The sequence below is a fragment of the Pseudoalteromonas sp. NCCP-2140 genome, from assembly GCF_023708065.1.
Taxonomy (GTDB): Bacteria; Pseudomonadota; Gammaproteobacteria; order Enterobacterales; family Alteromonadaceae; genus Pseudoalteromonas.
Genome location: NZ_BRCZ01000001.1, coordinates 646520 through 663914 on the forward strand (window position 1 = coordinate 646520; position 17395 = coordinate 663914).

14 protein-coding genes are annotated in these 17395 nt (G+C 41.7%); 7 read left to right on the forward strand and 7 right to left on the reverse strand.

Annotation, left to right across the window (positions count from 1 at the left end):
- Positions 1–31: 31 nt before the first annotated feature.
- The 3 genes from carB to dapB form a co-directional block, all read right to left on the reverse strand.
- On the reverse strand, positions 32–3250 hold the full coding sequence (carB, locus tag NFU46_RS03045) for a carbamoyl-phosphate synthase large subunit (protein WP_175079092.1): 3219 nt from the start codon (positions 3248–3250) through the stop codon (positions 32–34).
- Between the two features lie 16 nt (positions 3251–3266).
- Positions 3267–4403 carry a glutamine-hydrolyzing carbamoyl-phosphate synthase small subunit gene (carA, locus tag NFU46_RS03050; RefSeq protein ID WP_055020805.1) on the reverse strand — a complete coding sequence of 379 codons (1137 nt, stop codon included), beginning with the start codon at positions 4401–4403 and terminating at the stop codon, positions 3267–3269.
- A 207-nt stretch (positions 4404–4610) separates the two neighbouring features.
- On the reverse strand, positions 4611–5408 hold the full coding sequence (dapB, locus tag NFU46_RS03055; RefSeq protein WP_175079091.1) for a 4-hydroxy-tetrahydrodipicolinate reductase: 798 nt from the start codon (positions 5406–5408) through the stop codon (positions 4611–4613).
- A 280-nt stretch (positions 5409–5688) separates the two neighbouring features.
- Here dapB and NFU46_RS03060 point away from each other — a divergent pair, with 280 nt between their 5' ends.
- Together NFU46_RS03060 and NFU46_RS03065 are read left to right on the forward strand one after the other, a co-directional pair.
- Positions 5689–7002: a Na+/H+ antiporter NhaC family protein gene (locus tag NFU46_RS03060; protein WP_251599888.1), complete on the forward strand. Its 1314-nt coding sequence runs from the start codon at positions 5689–5691 to the stop codon at positions 7000–7002.
- A 92-nt stretch (positions 7003–7094) separates the two neighbouring features.
- Positions 7095–7877 (forward strand): nucleoside-binding protein, encoded by a 783-nt coding sequence (locus NFU46_RS03065; RefSeq protein WP_058585218.1) that lies wholly within the window; start codon positions 7095–7097, stop codon positions 7875–7877.
- Positions 7878–8007: 130 nt separating this feature from the next.
- Here NFU46_RS03065 and NFU46_RS03070 read toward each other — a convergent pair whose 3' ends face one another.
- Entirely contained in the window at positions 8008–8805 is a 798-nt protein-coding gene (locus NFU46_RS03070; RefSeq protein WP_251599607.1) for a M48 family metallopeptidase, read from the reverse strand.
- 192 nt (positions 8806–8997) lie between these two features.
- Here NFU46_RS03070 and NFU46_RS03075 point away from each other — a divergent pair, with 192 nt between their 5' ends.
- Complete coding sequence (locus NFU46_RS03075; protein WP_251599620.1) at positions 8998–10188, forward strand: Bcr/CflA family efflux MFS transporter; 1191 nt, start codon at positions 8998–9000, stop codon at positions 10186–10188.
- A gap of 68 nt (positions 10189–10256) precedes the next feature.
- Here NFU46_RS03075 and grpE read toward each other — a convergent pair whose 3' ends face one another.
- Together grpE and NFU46_RS03085 are read right to left on the reverse strand one after the other, a co-directional pair.
- Positions 10257–10865 (reverse strand): nucleotide exchange factor GrpE, encoded by a 609-nt coding sequence (grpE, locus tag NFU46_RS03080; protein WP_054551515.1) that lies wholly within the window; start codon positions 10863–10865, stop codon positions 10257–10259.
- Positions 10866–10923: 58 nt separating this feature from the next.
- On the reverse strand, positions 10924–11868 hold the full coding sequence (locus NFU46_RS03085) for an HrcA family transcriptional regulator (RefSeq protein ID WP_251599623.1): 945 nt from the start codon (positions 11866–11868) through the stop codon (positions 10924–10926).
- Positions 11869–11988: 120 nt separating this feature from the next.
- On the opposite strand from NFU46_RS03085, the gene nadK reads away from it, so the two are divergent.
- The 4 genes from nadK (at position 11989) to NFU46_RS03105 (ending at position 15719) form a co-directional block, all read left to right on the forward strand.
- A complete protein-coding gene (gene nadK, locus NFU46_RS03090; RefSeq protein WP_054561709.1) occupies positions 11989–12873 on the forward strand; it encodes an NAD(+) kinase in 885 nt (294 codons plus the stop codon).
- Positions 12874–12967: 94 nt separating this feature from the next.
- Positions 12968–13531, forward strand: coding sequence for a hypothetical protein (locus NFU46_RS03095; RefSeq protein WP_063527477.1), 564 nt, complete (start codon positions 12968–12970; stop codon positions 13529–13531).
- 68 nt (positions 13532–13599) lie between these two features.
- Positions 13600–15273 (forward strand): DNA repair protein RecN, encoded by a 1674-nt coding sequence (recN, locus tag NFU46_RS03100; RefSeq protein ID WP_251599626.1) that lies wholly within the window; start codon positions 13600–13602, stop codon positions 15271–15273.
- Between the two features lie 47 nt (positions 15274–15320).
- Positions 15321–15719, forward strand: coding sequence for a hypothetical protein (locus NFU46_RS03105; protein WP_251599629.1), 399 nt, complete (start codon positions 15321–15323; stop codon positions 15717–15719).
- A gap of 75 nt (positions 15720–15794) precedes the next feature.
- On the opposite strand, the gene NFU46_RS03110 is transcribed toward NFU46_RS03105, so the two are convergent.
- Positions 15795–17390: a hypothetical protein gene (locus NFU46_RS03110; RefSeq protein WP_251599632.1), complete on the reverse strand. Its 1596-nt coding sequence runs from the start codon at positions 17388–17390 to the stop codon at positions 15795–15797.
- Positions 17391–17395: the final 5 nt, after the last annotated feature.

A 17395-nucleotide genomic window follows, 5' to 3' on the forward strand; every position in this document is an offset into this window, starting at 1 on the left:
AGGGCGATTGCCTCGCCCTTGGCACATTTCCTTAGTTCATTCGCTGATGTAGTTCCTGAACTGACGTCACCTTGCTACGGTCGTCTGCTTGGTTTGCAGTACAGTTAGCAAATGCCGCGTTCAGAGTCGTTGTGTAGTTAGTCTTATGCTGTAACGCACCACGACGTAACACCTTCGAATCTTCAATCGCTTGGCGGCCTTCAGTAGTGTTTACAATGTAGCTGTATTCACCATTTTTAATTCTATCAAGAATATGAGGACGACCTTCGTATACTTTATTAACGCGACGAACTGCAATGCCAGCTTCTTCAAGTGCTTTTGCAGTGCCACCTGTTGCATCTAACTCGAAACCAAGTTCAGTCATAGTTTTAGCTAGTTCAACGATACGTGGTTTGTCACTGTTGCGTACCGATAGTAACGCGCGACCACCGCGTGGTAAAGTGTTGCTTGCACCTAATTGTGCTTTAGCGAATGCTTCGGCGAAAGTTTCACCAACACCCATTACCTCACCCGTTGAGCGCATTTCTGGGCCACGGATTGGGTCAACACCTTGGAACTTAGCAAATGGCAGTACCACTTCTTTTACGCTGTAGTAAGGAGGGATTACTTCTTTTGTAATACCTTGGCTTGCTAGCGACTGACCCGCCATACAACGTGCAGCAACTTTAGCAAGTGCAATACCTGTCGCTTTAGAAACAAATGGTACTGTACGTGCAGCACGTGGGTTTACTTCGATTAAGTAAACTTTACCGTCTTTCACAGCAAACTGAGTATTCATCAGACCTACTACGCCAAGCTCTAGTGCCATATCAGTCACTTGCTTACGCATTACGTCTTGTACTTCAGCAGTTAGTGAGTGAGCTGGTAATGAACACGCTGAGTCACCTGAGTGAACACCTGCTTGCTCAATGTGCTCCATGATACCACCGATGATTACTTGCTCACCGTCACAGATAGCGTCAACGTCAACTTCGATTGCGTTATCTAAGAAGTGGTCAAGTAGTACTGGCGCTTCATTTGACGCTGATACTGCTTCAGTCATGTAACGACGTAAATCGTCTTCATCATAAACCACTTCCATTGCGCGACCACCTAGTACGTAAGAAGGACGTACAACCAGTGGGAAGCCGATTTCAGCAGACTTAACAATCGCTTCTTCTAAAGAAGTAACCGTTGCATTCTCTGGTTGAAGAAGATCTAGACGCTCAACAAGCTGTTGGAAACGCTCACGGTCTTCTGCACGGTCGATTGCATCTGGTGAAGTACCAATAACTGGCACACCATTCGCTTCAAGTTCACGAGCAAGTTTCAGTGGTGTTTGACCACCGTACTGAACGATAACACCTTTTGGCTTTTCAACGCGTACGATTTCTAATACATCTTCTAGCGTGATTGGCTCGAAGAATAAACGATCAGATGTATCGTAGTCAGTTGAAACAGTTTCAGGGTTACAGTTAACCATAATTGTTTCATAGCCGTCTTCACGTAAAGCTAATGCTGCGTGAACACAACAGTAATCGAATTCGATACCTTGACCGATACGGTTAGGACCACCACCGATTACCATGATTTTATCTTTTTCAGATGGATTCGCTTCACATTCTTCATCATAAGATGAGTACATGTAAGCTGTGTCTGAGCTGAACTCCGCAGCACAGGTATCAACGCGCTTATATACAGGCACGATATCTAACTGGTGACGCTTCTTACGAATTTCTGCTTCAGAAACACCGGCAATTTCAGCGATACGCGCATCAGCAAAACCTTTACGCTTAAGCTTACGTAAAAACTCAGCATTTAGACCAGCCATACCTACTTCGCTGATTGTTGCTTCGTCTTTTAAGATGTCTTCGATTTGTACTAAGTACCAAGGGTCAATCTTAGTTAATTCGAATACGTCTTCTACGCTCATACCGTGACGCATTGCATCAGCAACGTACCAAATACGCTCAGCACCTGGCTCACGTAATTCACGGATGATTTTTTCTTTTGCTTTCGGATCATCAAGGGCAACAATTGGGTTAAAGCCCGTTGCGCCTACTTCAAGACCACGTAGTGCTTTATGCAGTGATTCTTGTTGGTTACGACCAATCGCCATAACCTCACCCACAGACTTCATCTGTGTTGTAAGACGGTCGTTTGAACCTGCGAATTTTTCGAAGTTAAAACGTGGGATCTTAGTAACAACGTAATCAATTGACGGCTCGAAAGACGCTGGTGTTTTACCGCCAGTGATGTCGTTTTGTAGCTCATCAAGGGTGTAACCTACTGCTAGTTTTGCAGCGATTTTCGCAATTGGGAAACCGGTTGCTTTTGATGCTAATGCAGAAGAACGCGATACACGTGGGTTCATCTCGATGATAACCATACGGCCATCAACTGGATTCACACCAAACTGTACGTTTGAACCACCTGTTTCAACACCGATTTCACGAAGTACCGCCATCGATGCATTACGCATGATTTGGTATTCTTTGTCAGTTAGTGTTTGCGCTGGTGCAACCGTGATTGAGTCACCAGTGTGAACACCCATAGGGTCAAAGTTTTCGATAGAACATACGATGATACAGTTGTCGTTTTTGTCACGAACAACTTCCATTTCGTACTCTTTCCAACCGATTAATGATTCATCGATTAAAAGTTCATTTGTTGGTGATAAATCTAAACCACGCTCACAAATTTCATCAAATTCTTCTTGGTTGTATGCAACACCACCACCGGTACCACCCATAGTGAATGATGGACGAATGATACATGGGAAACCGATGCGGCTAAGTACATCGTGTGCTTCTTCCATTGAGTGAGCGATTTCTGCACGCGGACACTCAAGGCCAATGTTCTTCATTGCTTCGTCAAAACGCTCACGGTTTTCAGCTTTATCGATTGCATCAGCAGTTGCACCAATTAGCTCAACACCGTGTTTTGCCAGTACGCCGTGCTTATCTAAATCAAGTGCACAGTTTAATGCTGTTTGACCACCCATAGTAGGCAGTACTGCATCTGGCTTTTCTTTTTCAATGATTTTCTCTACCACTTCCCAGTGAATTGGTTCGATGTACGTCGCATCCGCCATTTCAGGGTCAGTCATGATAGTTGCAGGGTTCGAGTTTACAAGAATTACTCGAAAGCCTTCTTCTCGTAGTGCTTTACACGCTTGTGCACCAGAGTAGTCAAATTCACAAGCTTGACCGATTACGATCGGGCCTGCGCCTAAGATAAGAATGCTTTTTATGTCGGTACGTTTTGGCATTGTTACTCCGGTTAAATTAGTTAGAACGTGCTTGCATCAGGTCGATGAAGTGGTCAAATAATGGTGCCGCATCATGTGGACCTGGGCTTGCTTCAGGGTGACCTTGGAAGCTAAATGCAGGCTTGTCTGTGCGGTGAATACCTTGTAGCGTGCCATCGAATAATGATACGTGAGTTGCACGTAAATTCGCTGGTAATGTTGCTTCGTCAGCTGCGAAACCGTGGTTTTGCGCTGTGATCATTACAACATTGCGGTCAAGGTCTTTAACTGGGTGGTTACCACCGTGGTGACCAAACTTCATTTTCACCGTTTGTGCACCTGAAGCAAGTGCAAGTAATTGGTGACCTAAACAGATACCAAAGATTGGCGTGTCTGTTTCTAGGAAAGTTTTAATTGCTTCAATCGCGTAAGTACACGGCTCAGGGTCGCCTGGGCCATTTGATAAGAAGATACCGTCTGGGTTTAATGCCAGTACGTCTTCTGCAGATGTTTGTGCAGGAACAACGGTTAATTTGCAACCGCGGTCAACTAACATACGTAAGATATTACGTTTAACACCGAAGTCATAAGCAACAACGTGGAACTTCTCGTCTGCTGCTTCTAGCGTTTTAAAGCCTGAACCTAACGTCCAGCTTGATTCGCGCCACTCAAAATTTTCCTTGGTTGAGACAACTTTTGCTAAATCCATGCCTTTTAAGCCTGGGAAGGCTTGCGCAGCTTCAAGCGCTTTATTCTCATCTAACTCGTCGCCTGCAATGATACAACCATTTTGAGCGCCTTTATCACGTAAGATACGTGTTAATTTACGAGTGTCGATGTCAGCAATACCTAAGATATTGCGTTCTTTTAAGTAATCACTTAACGATTGCTCGTTACGGAAATTACTTGCTAGCAGTGGCAAATCACGGATCACTAGGCCTTTAGCCCAGATTTGACCCGCTTCTTCGTCTTCGCTGTTAGTACCCGTATTACCGATATGTGGGTACGTCAAAGTTACGATTTGTTCCGCGTATGAAGGGTCAGTCAAAATTTCTTGATAACCAGTCATAGACGTATTGAATACTACTTCACCAACTGACATGCCGTCAGCGCCGATTGCAGTACCGCGAAACACTGTGCCGTCTTCTAGGACTAACAGAGCGGATTTAGTCAAGTTAACCTCCTAACAGTAAAAAACGGGAGTAAAGTCATTTGCTCTACTGCCCGTTTATAGCGATTGGAAACACGCATTTATGAATTTTTGGCAAATTGGCGCTATTCTACAGTAATTTAGCTTTCAGATCTAATCTTAATTAATAAAATAGTAAAAATAAGCGTTATTAACTAAAAATTCACTGAAACTGCCAAAAAAGAAACTAAACTACTTCAAGTCAAGCACATCTTGCATGTCATAAAGTCCAGCTGGTTTATTTTTCAACCAGCCCGCAGCTCTTACGGCACCTAACGCGAAGGTCATTCTTGAACTTGCTTTATGAGTTAATTCTAGCCTTTCGCCAGAAGTTGCGAAATATGCGGTGTGTTCACCTACTATATCTCCGCCTCTCATGACTGAATAACCTATTTCATTTTGCGATTTTGCGTGTTCGTCATTGCTTCTATCAAAACGCGCGACCTCATCATGCTGCCAACCTTTTGCCTCGGCAATAGCTTCACCAATTGCCAATGCAGTTCCTGATGGCGCATCGATTTTGTGACGATGATGAGCTTCAAATATTTCGATATCCATGTCATCGCCAAACTTCACAGCCGCAGTCTGCACTAAGTTAAGCAGTAAATTCACACCTACGCTATAGTTGCGGGCAAAAACAATCGGAATGTGTTTCGCCGCTTCATTAAGCGCATCAAGATCATCTTGGTTAAGGCCCGTAGTACCAATTACCATGGCGATATTTTTTTCGACCGCTGTTTTTAAATGGTTGCGCATTCCTGCCGGTAAAGTGAAATCAATCAATACATCAGCATCTTTTACGTCAGTTTCTTTACTAAATGTTACATCTGATGATGCAGCGCTGTTTAATTGATTAACCGCAATATCTAAAAGTGGCGAGTTATCACGCACGTACGCGCCCGTTAATGTTGCGTCATCTTTTTTTGAGACAGCTTCTAAAAGTGCAAGTCCCATGCGGCCGTTTGCGCCAAATACACCTATGCGGTTCATATAGTTACCTTATCTATTCTTCTTAGCTGGCTGGATTTTATCGAAAACTCATGTAATAGTCAGGTTAGCTTATAAAAAAGACAGAGCTAATTTTAGATTTATTAATAGAACAACAATAATAACAGATAGTCTTTGCATTTAGCCATCTATACATTTAAACTTCTTCCTTTGCGCCGATTTGGTCTTTGGCTTGCGGGCGCTGTTGATGTCTTTTAGACACAACTAAATACAGCTAAAAGAAGTGTTTGGCTGTGTTATTGGTTATCTAACGAGGAATATGATGCAGCCATCATTTAATAAAACAAAAGCAAAGCTTTCTTTGCTGCCGCTTTTGGTGTTTGTCGGCTTATTTTTAGGCGCTGGCTTATACTTACAGTCTCAAGGTGTCGATTACGCCTTCTATCAATTGCCTGCTCCAGTGGCAATTTTGCCAGCTATCATGCTGGCGTTTATCTTAAATAAAAATACCATCAACCACAGTGTTGAAACCTTTATTAAAGGTGCGGGCCATAGCAACATCATCACTATGTGTTTGATTTATTTGCTTGCCGGTGCATTTTCTGCGGTTGCTGGTGCAACCGGTGGTGTTGATGCTGTAGTTAATGCCGGTTTATCACTTATTCCACCTACTCTGTTACTACCTGGGTTATTTCTAATTGCTGCGGTAGTGTCGACTGCGATGGGTACTTCAATGGGTACTATCGGTGCGATTGGCCCGATTGCTTATGCCGTCGCCCAAAAAACAGGCATTGATCCATCTCTGATGGCAGGCACGATTGTATCAGGTGCCATGTTTGGTGATAACTTATCAATCATCTCTGACACAACTATTGCTGCAACCCGCACGCAAGGCTGTGAAATGAAAGATAAATTTCGTGAGAACTTAAAAATCGCCTTACCTGCTGCGGCATTAACTATCGGCTTGTTATTCTTCTTAACGCCTGCAGCAGAAGCTGTAGAGACACAAGACTTCGATATCTTACTAGTATTACCTTATGCCTTTATCTTAGTGCTCGCGGTAATGGGCTTTAACGTATTCGTGGTGCTGTTTAGCGGTATAATCTTCGCTGCACTTATGGGCTTTACTGGCAGCTATGAAGGTGCGAGTTTTGTTAAAGATGTTTATAAAGGCTTTACTGACATGCAGGAAATTTTCTTGCTATCGATGTTTATTGGCGGTCTTTCAGAGTTTATCCGTATTAATGGTGGTCTTGATTATATTGCTAACAAAATTCAGGCAATTACAAAAATCATTGCAAAATGGCACCGTAAAGTAGCAGATCAATTAGGTATTGCTGCACTGGTTATGACTAGTAACTTATGTATTGCCAATAATACCGTGTCTATTATTGTTGCAGGCCCAATTGCTAAAAAATTAGCAGATGATGGCGAAATTACAGGCAAGCGTTCAGCAAGCTTACTTGATATTTTTGCTTGTGTTACGCAAGGCTCATTGCCGTATGGCGCACAAGCACTTCTACTCGGCGCAACATTCAAAATTAGCCCATGGGAAGTCTCTACCTCTTCTTACTACTGCTTTATTCTTGCCTTTACTGCCGTTGCAGTAATTTGCTTACGCAGAAATAAAGCATAACTTAAATAATTTTTCTCAAGATACGCCCAAATATGGGCGTATCTGCTATAATCCAACCTTTGTATCCCCCTTTACACCATCAATATTGAGATATGAACTTGAAAAAGATCCTTTCTGTTGCTGCGCTTTGTGCAGTAAGTACTTCGAGCTATGCCGCTAATTGGAGCTCTACGCAATTACACGTTAATAACGGTGAACACAAAAACCCGTTTTCATTAACTAAGTCAAATACCACGGTTGTATCACTACAGCATGCGTCTGGTTATGACTATGGCGACAACTTCTTTTTTATTGATTACAGCGACGACGACCGTCAAGATGGCTATCAAGATAAAGACTTTTACGGTGAATGGTATTCAACATTTAGCTTATCAAAAATCTCTGGCAGTGATTTCTCATACGGCGCAATTGCTGATGTGGGTTTAACGGCAGGTTTTAATGCCGCAGGTGACTCGAAAGTTCTTAAGTATTTACCTGGTGTAAAGCTTAGCTGGCAAGCACCGGGCTTTAGCTTTTTATCTACTTTATTTACCGCTTACATCGATGACAGTGAAGGCGTAGCACGCGGTGGCGCACCAACTGAAACAAACAGCTGGATGATTGATGTTGCTTGGGGCTACCCATTTACTATTGGCTCACAAAAGTTCAACGTAACAGGCCATGTTGAATACATTGCAGAGCGTGAAAATGAATTTGGCGAAGACGTTAAAGCGTGGATTTTAGCGCAGCCAATCATTACGTGGGATTTAGGTCACGCAATGAGCATGAAAGAAAACACCTTACTGCTAGGCCTTGAGTGGCAATACTGGCACAACAAGCTAGGTACAGACACAACTGAGTCAGTACCACAACTTCACGTTGAGTGGACGTTCTAATAAGCTGAAAGCTGAAAGCTGAAAGCTGAAAGCTGAAAGCTGAAAGCTGAAAGCTGAAAGCTGAAAGCTGAAAAATTAAAGCCTGTAATCATCACTGAGTACAGGCTTTTTTAATTTCTATAGATATTCTTTACAGTTTACACTGTGGGGTTTTGCCTTTTGCTTTAGCAGCTTGTTGGGCTTTTAATGCATCCGACATGTGCTTTTGAAGCTCTTTGATGCGGTTACCCGGTGCTGGGTGAGTCGACATAAACTCTGGGGTAGCGCTACTACCAGCTGCACTCATATTTTGCCAAAGCGACACTGATTGCTCTGGGTTAAACCCTGCTTTTGCCATTAAATCTAAGCCAACAATATCTGCTTCTGATTCATGCGAGCGGCTAAATGGTAAAACTACACCATACTGTGCGCCTAAGCCTAAGGCTTGCATTATTTCGCCGCGATATTGCACATTCCCCATATCAAGTGCTGCACCACCAACTTGCAGACCTGTTTGTAACAATGCATTTTGTGATACACGTTCATTAGAATGCTCAGCAATAACGTGTGCAACCTCGTGACCTAGTACCGTTGCCAGTTGGTCTTGATTTACAGCAACTTTTAATAAACCTGTATGAACGCCAATATAACCCCCCGGTAATGCAAATGCGTTTGCTGAATCTTCTTCAAACACGACTACTTCCCACGATTGCTTTGCATACTCGTTTGGTAAAACGGCAATAACATCATCGGCAATACATTTCACATAAGCATTGACGCCAGGATCGGTATTAACGGGCTGTGTTTTTTTCATTTCAGCAAAGCTTGCTTGACCCATTTGGCTCATTTGTTGGTCTGAATAAAGCGCAATTTGTGTACGCCCTGTTGGAGAGGTTTTACAGCCAGCTAAAACAGCGGTGGCTAACACTGCCATGATTAACTTTTTCATACTAGTCCTTCAAATACTTAGTGTAATTGTGGCTAATATAGCAAAGCATTGCTTAATTTTATATGAAAATGAACAATCACCCGTTCAGTTGTTATCATTTAGTTAATTCTTTTACTTAGCAGGCAAACTAAGTTCACCACAGTGTCTCACACTGCTACAATAGTGACCTAATATTTGATGAATGAGTAAACAATGCCTTCCCCTGAGACTTTAAATAAACGCATTTTATTACCTTTACTGGCAAGTATTGTCGCGATTACGCCTTTAGCAATTGATTTATATTTACCGGCAATGTTGGTGATTGCCAACGACTTGCAAACTACCATGCCAAATGTGCAAATCTCGCTCAGTATTTATTTAGCAGGTTATGCCCTGGGTATGTTGTTTTTTGGTCCGATAGCCGATGAACTTGGTAGGCGATTACTCGCAAAGGTGGGCTTAGCCCTATTTGGAATGAGCTCATTAGCACTGGCATTTTGTACCAACATCGAATTATTTTGGTCTTTAAGAGCCGTGCAAGCGTTCACAGGTGCCGCTGCGACAGTCGTAGTGCCGGGTATTATTCGCCACATTTACCGAGAGAACACTGCCAAGGGCATGTCTTATGTCTCGATGATTATGATGGTTGCCCCGTTAATTGCCCCTACTCTAGGCTCATTAATCATGGGAATTTCGACATGGCAGGTCATTTTCATCGCATTAGCTGCTTATAGTTTTGCCATTTTAGCTTTGGTGCAAATTCATTTAATCGATATTCCAATCTTTAAGAGTCAGCAACGTGGTTTGGCACTGTTCTTTAATAGTTATAAAACGGTATTTTCTCGTCGTAGTGCCCTTGCCGATATTGCCAGCTCAATGTTTGCCTCATTTGCATTCTTTTGCTTTTTAACATCGGTACCTTATGTATATCTCGATTTCTTCAAAGTAGATGAGCAATTGTTCGGTGTGTTATTCGCCTTTAACGTGCTGGCTTTAATGTTCGGTAACTTTATGAATACACGTTTAGTGCCGCGCTTAGGTTCTCGTAAACTGTTATTTATTGGGCTAGGTATTGGCTTTGTGTCTGGCGGGGCATTGTTGTTATTCAGTGTGATGCATTTATCGCTGTATTTTATCGTTGCTACCATCGCACCACTGATGATGAGCTTGGGTATTGTCGCGAGTAATGCAGACTCATTAATACTGATGCAATTTGAGGAAAAGTCAGGCACTGCAACAGCTGTTATTGGTACCCTGAGATTCGGCAGTGGCGCTTTAGTTGGGCCTATTCTTGCTTTTGTTCACCCACAAAGTGCGATTCCATTTTCTGCTATGATGTTCAGCGCACTGATACTGATCTTACTTGTACAGCTTTGGCATCGAAAACGATACCAATCGACTTAAATATTGAACACAATTGTAATAAAAAAAATGCCTGTAATTAACAGGCATTTTTTATATCTCTTTAAAGCTTATTCAGCTTCTTTCGATACCATAACCATTGCAGGGCGTAATAAACGGCCATTTAATGTATAACCTTTTTGCATTACTGCAAGAACCGTATTAGGCGCTACATCATTGCTTGGCTGAATTGACATTGCTTGATGGAATTCAGGGTTAAATTGTTCACCCTGTGGGTTAACAATTTCAACACCGAATTTTGATACCGCATCATTAAAGCTCTTAACAGTCATTTCGATACCTTCAAGCACAGGCTTAAGCTGCTCATTTTCTTTATCAGAGAACTCAATCGCACGCTCTAGGTTATCGATAACAGGTAGTAATTCGTTAGCAAACTTTTCAAGTGCAAATTTATGCGCTTTTTCTACATCTTGAGCGGCACGACGACGCATGTTCTCAACATCTGCAGCAGCACGAACAACACTGTCTTTTTGATCGTTGATCGTTTGTTTAGCCGCTTCTAATTCGCTGTGTAGTAGTGCGATTTCAGCTTCAGGGCTCATTTCTTCGCCGTCAACTTGTTCAGCCGCTTTTTCTGCAGCTTCTACTTCAGCTTGCATTTGTTCAAATTCTTCGTTTAGTTCAACTTCTTGCTCTGGTGATTTTGTCTGCTCAGACATAGCTTACATGCTCCAATTCTTTACAACTGCGGTAATTATGGGGATTGAATTAAAAGATTCAAGAGGCTGATGAGCCGATTAACTTAAATTCTTGGATGATTGCTTCTATTTGCGCTGATTTTGGACAAATTACGCAAAATCGGCTCTGGTATTCATGGTTATTGAAATAAGGAACGCTGATCACCATCAACTCATTACAGTCTGTAAATGGCAATTGTTCTGTGTTTAACACCGATAACCCATTTTTAAATGCGAGTTTGTCTTCAACAAAATTTAAAAACGATACACCAATATTTAAGCTGGTTTGGCAATCAACTTGGCGGTAAAGGTAGTTTTCACCTACCACAATGCTGTTATCTGAACCGAGTTTTTGACTTAATTGCCGAGTCCATTGTGTTAAAGAGTCATGGCAATTATGTGGTGCAGTGGCTGCCATTGCCTGCATTCGATATAAGCCTTCCATTAAGGTTTGCTGGCTAAATACGGTATTAAGCCAAGTAGCAAACTGGTAACGAACGACATCCGATGAATCTTCAGGTTTGGTAATGCAAATGTTATGGCTTTGCCCTGCTCTATCGATCAGTAGAATAAGCCAATTACTGCCATCGAAATCAAGCACCTCTACTCGAAAGACCAGCTGTGAGCTGACTTGAGGTAAGCCCACACAACAACACACTTTATAGCGCTGACTCAAACCATGGGCGAGCTCAACTAATTGTGCTTGCTCGGGCTGCCAATATGTTGCAATTTCAGGCAGAGCAAAAAACTCAGTAAGCCAATAATCAAACCCAGCATTGGTAGGTACGCGGCCAGCAGAAGTATGTGGCGAATAAAGCAAGCCCACTTTTTCTAGCCGAGCCATTGCGTTACGAACCGTTGCCGAGCATACCGCCATGCCTTTTTGTTTGGCGATACGGGTAGAGGCAACAGGCTGGCCTTCACCGTTACAGTAAAGGCTCATTACAGCTGAAAAAATTTGTTGGTCACGCGGATTTAATTTCATAATTTATACATCTTGCTTCTTGCCAGTGGATATTTGGGCGCCGCAAGTTTATTTCAAGTTATTTTCAAAGCATTAATTTTTAATGTAATCTAGCGATATGAAAGTTTAAGTGCAAATAACATGGATTCACCGTTTAAAACCATAGGTTTAATTGGCAAACCTAATCACAGCGGGGCAGCTGCCACACTTGCTCGCCTGCACACATTTTTGCGAGCCTTGGGTTTTGAAGTGCTAGTAGAACAGCGCACCGGCCGCCAACTTGAAGACCTTCCCCGAGAAAACCTAGTTAAATTGGTTGATTTAGGTGAACGTGCAGACTTAGCCATAGTCGTCGGCGGTGATGGCAATATGCTTGGCGCAGCTCGAGTTTTAGCGCGTTTTGATGTCGCCGTAATTGGTGTAAACCGTGGTAATCTAGGCTTTTTAACTGATTTAAACCCAGAAGGTTTCGAAGCCAGCCTTGAACAAGTATTAAGTGGCCAGTTCCTCGAAGAAAAACGCTTCTTGCTTGAAGTTGAAGTATATCGACATGCCGAACTCAAAAGTGCAAACTTGGCAGTGAATGAAGCAGTACTTCATGCCGATAAAGTTGCTCATATGATTGAGTTTGAGGCCTTTATTAACAACGACTTTGTATTCTCTCAACGCTCAGACGGTTTAATTGTTTCAACCCCAACTGGTTCAACTGCTTATTCATTATCTGGTGGCGGGCCGATTTTGACGCCAGAGCTTAATGCGATTTCACTTGTGCCTATGTTCCCGCACACATTATCAAGCCGCCCTCTTGTGGTTGATGCTGATAACGAAGTGCGTTTAAAGCTCAGTCTTGAAAATACTGATAGCCTGCAAGTCAGTTGTGACAGCCATGTGGTTTTAGCTGTATTACCTGGCGATGAAGTGGTGATAAAGAAAGCAGATAAGCGTCTGCGCTTGATCCACCCTAAAGAATACTCTTACTACAATGTATTAAGAAAAAAATTAAACTGGGGAAGCCGCTTATTTTAAGCGGCTTTTTTATCTCAATTGATTGCCAAGGCACATTGAATAGCGCAAAATAATCAAACTTAATGCTGTATTATTTTAAGGATTCTAAGGCGAAATGAGCTATATCGTTTTTCTTGCTCTGTTATTACTGATCACCTTGCTAGGTTGTTACTGGATGGTTGAGAGCAACCGTCGCAAGGCTATTGAAGCTGAAAAAAAACGTTTTAATCAACGAGTAAAAGAAATCAATAATGATTTTAAAGATAAGTTAATTGATTTCAGCGAGAGTAAAATCATTCGTCCGAAGAACATCTCGCGTTTGAGCATGATCACTAGCAATTACTTTGTTGTGCAAGCCCATAACGAAGAAAACCTCACATATCTTGAATACATTAGTGATTTACTGCTTAACACAATCATTATGGAAGCCAGTAAAGCACAAAGCCCAGAACAGATTGATCAGCTTGCAGACAGGTTACAGTATTTCATGGCTGAATTACCTTACAATGGCATTGAATATAACAAAGCGTTTTACCAAGAGTCCCTTCCATCACTCATTGAAGTAATTAAATATCAGCCCCCCGCCGATTTACAAGACGATCAGCCGCCAGCCCAGAGCACACAAGCGTCAGATGATTCCGCACCAGAAAATCAATTGTCAGAATTAAGCAAAGCTTAAAAATTTAATTTGCAAAACCCGAAAACACTGTATAAATTAACAGTTAATTAGCTGGATGGATAAACAGTATGTTAATCGGGTTAGAAATTAAAAACTTTGCCATTGTAAGTAATTTAAGTACTGAGTGGCACAATGGTATGACAGCCATTACAGGTGAAACAGGTGCGGGAAAATCAATTGCAATTGATGCCCTCTCTTTATGTTTAGGTGAACGCGCTGATGCTGGTGCCGTTCGCCCTGGTACTGATCGTGCAGAAATATGTGCACAATTTGATATTAGCCAACTCCCTCTTGCCCAACACTTTTTAGAGCAACATTTACTCTCAAACAACGAAGGCGAATGTTTACTACGCCGTGTTATTTGCAAAAATGGCCGTAGCAAAAGCTATATTAATGGCAGCTCAGTTACCGCTGCACAGTTAAAAGAGTTAGGTCAGTACTTAATTTCTATTCACGGGCAACATGCCCATCAACATTTATTAAAAGCTGAACACCAGCTACATCTGCTTGATGCCTATGCCGGCCACAATCAGTTATTAGCTGATGTTAAAGAACGCTTTAAAGCCTACCAAGCCTTACTCAAAGAATTTAACCAGCTTGAACAACAACAGCAGCAACAGGCAGCTCAAAAGCAATTACTTGAGTATCAAGTAGCCGAACTTGATGTATTTGCTCTGCAACCGGGTGAATTTGAAGAGATTGAAGCTGAGCATCATAAACTAAGCCATAGCCAGACTATTTTAGAGTCATGCCAACGTGAGCTACAACACTTATACGAAAGTGATGAGCAAAGTGCGTGTTCATTATTGCAACATAGTGCTCAACAATTTGCAGAGCTAGCAAGCTACGATGAGAGCTTATCTAGCATAGCATCACTACTGAGTGAAGCTGCCGTTCAAGTTGAAGAAGCAAGCCGCGAGATACGCAGCTATGTTGATGTTACCGACTTAGACCCAGCACGCTTAGACGAAGTTGAAACTCGTTTAACAGGTGCTATGGATCTTGCCCGTAAACATCACATAAAGCCAGAAGAGCTTGTTGAGTTTCACCAGTCAATCTCTGAAGAATTAGCATCAATTAGTCATAACAGCGACCGCCTTGTGGCACTTGAAAGCGAAATCAGCGATGCCCTTGAGCAGTACAAACAAGCAGCTCAACTATTAAGTGAAAGCCGCCATAGTTATGCAGATACGCTTAATCAGTTAATTAGTGATAGCATGGCGAATTTATCGATGGAAAACGGCAAGTTTGCTATTGATATTCAACAAGCTAGCGATAAAGCACCAAGTGTAATGGGTTTTGATACTGTGTCGTTCTTGGTATCGACCAACCCGGGTCAACCGCTACAAGCACTGTCTAAAGTGGCCTCTGGTGGTGAGTTATCGCGCATTAGTTTAGCTATTCAGGTAATTATTGCTCAGCGTGTTACAACGCCGACCCTCATTTTCGATGAAGTTGATGTAGGTATTTCAGGCCCTACTGCTTCTGCAGTCGGCAAGCTATTACGCCAGCTAGGTAAATCGACCCAAGTTATTTGTGTAACTCACTTGCCACAGGTTGCAAGTTCTGGGCATCAGCAATTTTTTGTAGCCAAAGAAATTGCAAACGGCGAAACCTTTACGCAAATGAATAAACTGTCTAAAGATGGCCGTATCGATGAAATTGCCCGACTACTCGCTGGTGACAACATCAGTAAAATGGCAAGAGCGAATGCCAAAGAGCTTATTAGCGCACATGCATAAGTTAATAGTTAATACTGTTGAGAGTTTAAGTTGGTTAGAGTTTAGAAATGAATATTAAAAATATGGGTACCACTTTAGTGCTTGGCTTGATTGCACTGAGTTCAAGTCATTCACAGGGTTCAACAGCTGATTCAGCTTATCAAAGTGAACTATTAATCGTTATTTTATTTGAATGTATTTTAGTTGCACTCCCTACTACCGGATTATTTTTGGTTGTTTGGAGTCGCTGGAAGCATTTACGTTTTAAGCAGATGCTACAAACTGTGTTAAATTCATCTTTGGTATTAATGCTGATTAGCATGTTAGCAGTTAATCAATTAGCAAACGACTTTTCGTCATGGTTAATAATATTAGCAATCAGCCATACTTTGCTTGTTGGTGTTAATTATTTACTTGTTAAGCAGCACACTAATAGAGTGAAAAGCACCCTCACAGGCTGTTGGTAAAAAAATCATAGTTAAGTATAAAAACCGCGAAGCAAAAATACTTCGCGATTTTTTAAAATTATTTATATATTTAACTTACTCAATTTCGCTGGCAAAATTAATTAAGTTCATAAATAAACGCTCTGTCATGCTTGAAACAGTCGTACCATCCGTATAGTTACCCTCTTTATTTTGCGTGTTAACTATACCGTTATCAGATAATAGAATGTCGCCAGTTTCAGAGTCCATAACAATCGTAGGCAAGCCATCTTGATTAACAGCTAATACTTGCGTACCTGCTGGCATTTCAGAAAAATATCCTCTAGCACCACCTGCTTGATTGAAACTCGTCACACCGCCAAATGGCCCTGCAAAAATAGCTTGTTGAGCTTGAGTATTTACGCCATCAGGGTTTTGTGTATTTGGGCCATCGACATAACCATCGCGTGTAACCGTATAACCCCATTTCGCATACACTTTTTCATTCGGCATATCAGAATCAGCTGCAATTATAGTGACATTGCCAGATTTTTTAGACCAATTATAAAGCTCTGCAAGTTCAGCATCGGTGAAATCAGTATCATGGAAACTCCCCATGAAAAAAATATCTGTACCATAAGAATCGATAGCTGCTTCTGTAATTGAGTTTGCTGCGGCAAAATCATGATTAATTGAAAGTGTTTTATTTACAATTCCACCTTCGCCAAAATTTGCAGAACTCATTAGTTTTGCAACTGGTTTATCGAATAAATAAGCATTCATTGTATAATTTTGCCAAGTTGCTTTCCGCTCTTTATCGATGCTTGTGATAACAAACGACTCAGCACCTGTACTACAGGTTGGCTGGGCGTAACACGCAACCGGTTTTAAAGTATTAAGTGCCAAGTCATTGATACGCATTGGGTAAGTACCCAATGCACATGTTTTACCTGTCTCAATCGACGCTTTATACAGCTTAGTTACATTGTAATTACCTTGATCGTTTATTACTTCACGAGAAATAAGTAACTCACCATTTTGGTCAAGTGCAGCACCTGTTACCGTTATTAAACCATGCTCAGACTTTTTCGATAACTCAAGTGAAGAGAGGTCTAAAGAGAAAATGCTGGTTGCAGAAACCAAATAGACTTCACCATTTTTAACAACCATATCTCCACGAAGAATATCTGAGCTATTGCCATAGCCTATCATATTACCTACAAACTGGGTCTCGCCAGAATCTGGATAAATAATATAAAACTTACTTCCTTTAGAGCCGTAAATAACATCACGGTTTGGATCGTATGCCAAGCGAGTCATTGGATTAGAGCGACTAAGCACTGTGTGCTCTTTTGTATCCATATCAACATAAGCTAGACGAGTATATCTATACTTTTCACCTTTGATTGGTAAGTCATTTAATTCATCATCAGATAAATTCAGTGCACTTGGGTCTAACTTATAAGTTAAAGCACGGGGGGCTGAAACATAATATAAACGATTACGAGTACTATCGAACGCCATTGCGGCTGAAGAAAACTTCGCTTTTGAATGAATATCTGCTGTTTTAGCTTGCTCATCAAGCGAAAAAACAACGCCTAAATGACCTCGACCAGAGTTAATACCATAGAGCTCGCCTGTACAGCTATTTGCCGAAGCATCTGCAGCAACGGCTCCGCATACCATTAATATTGATAGGATAGATTTTTTCATTGCAT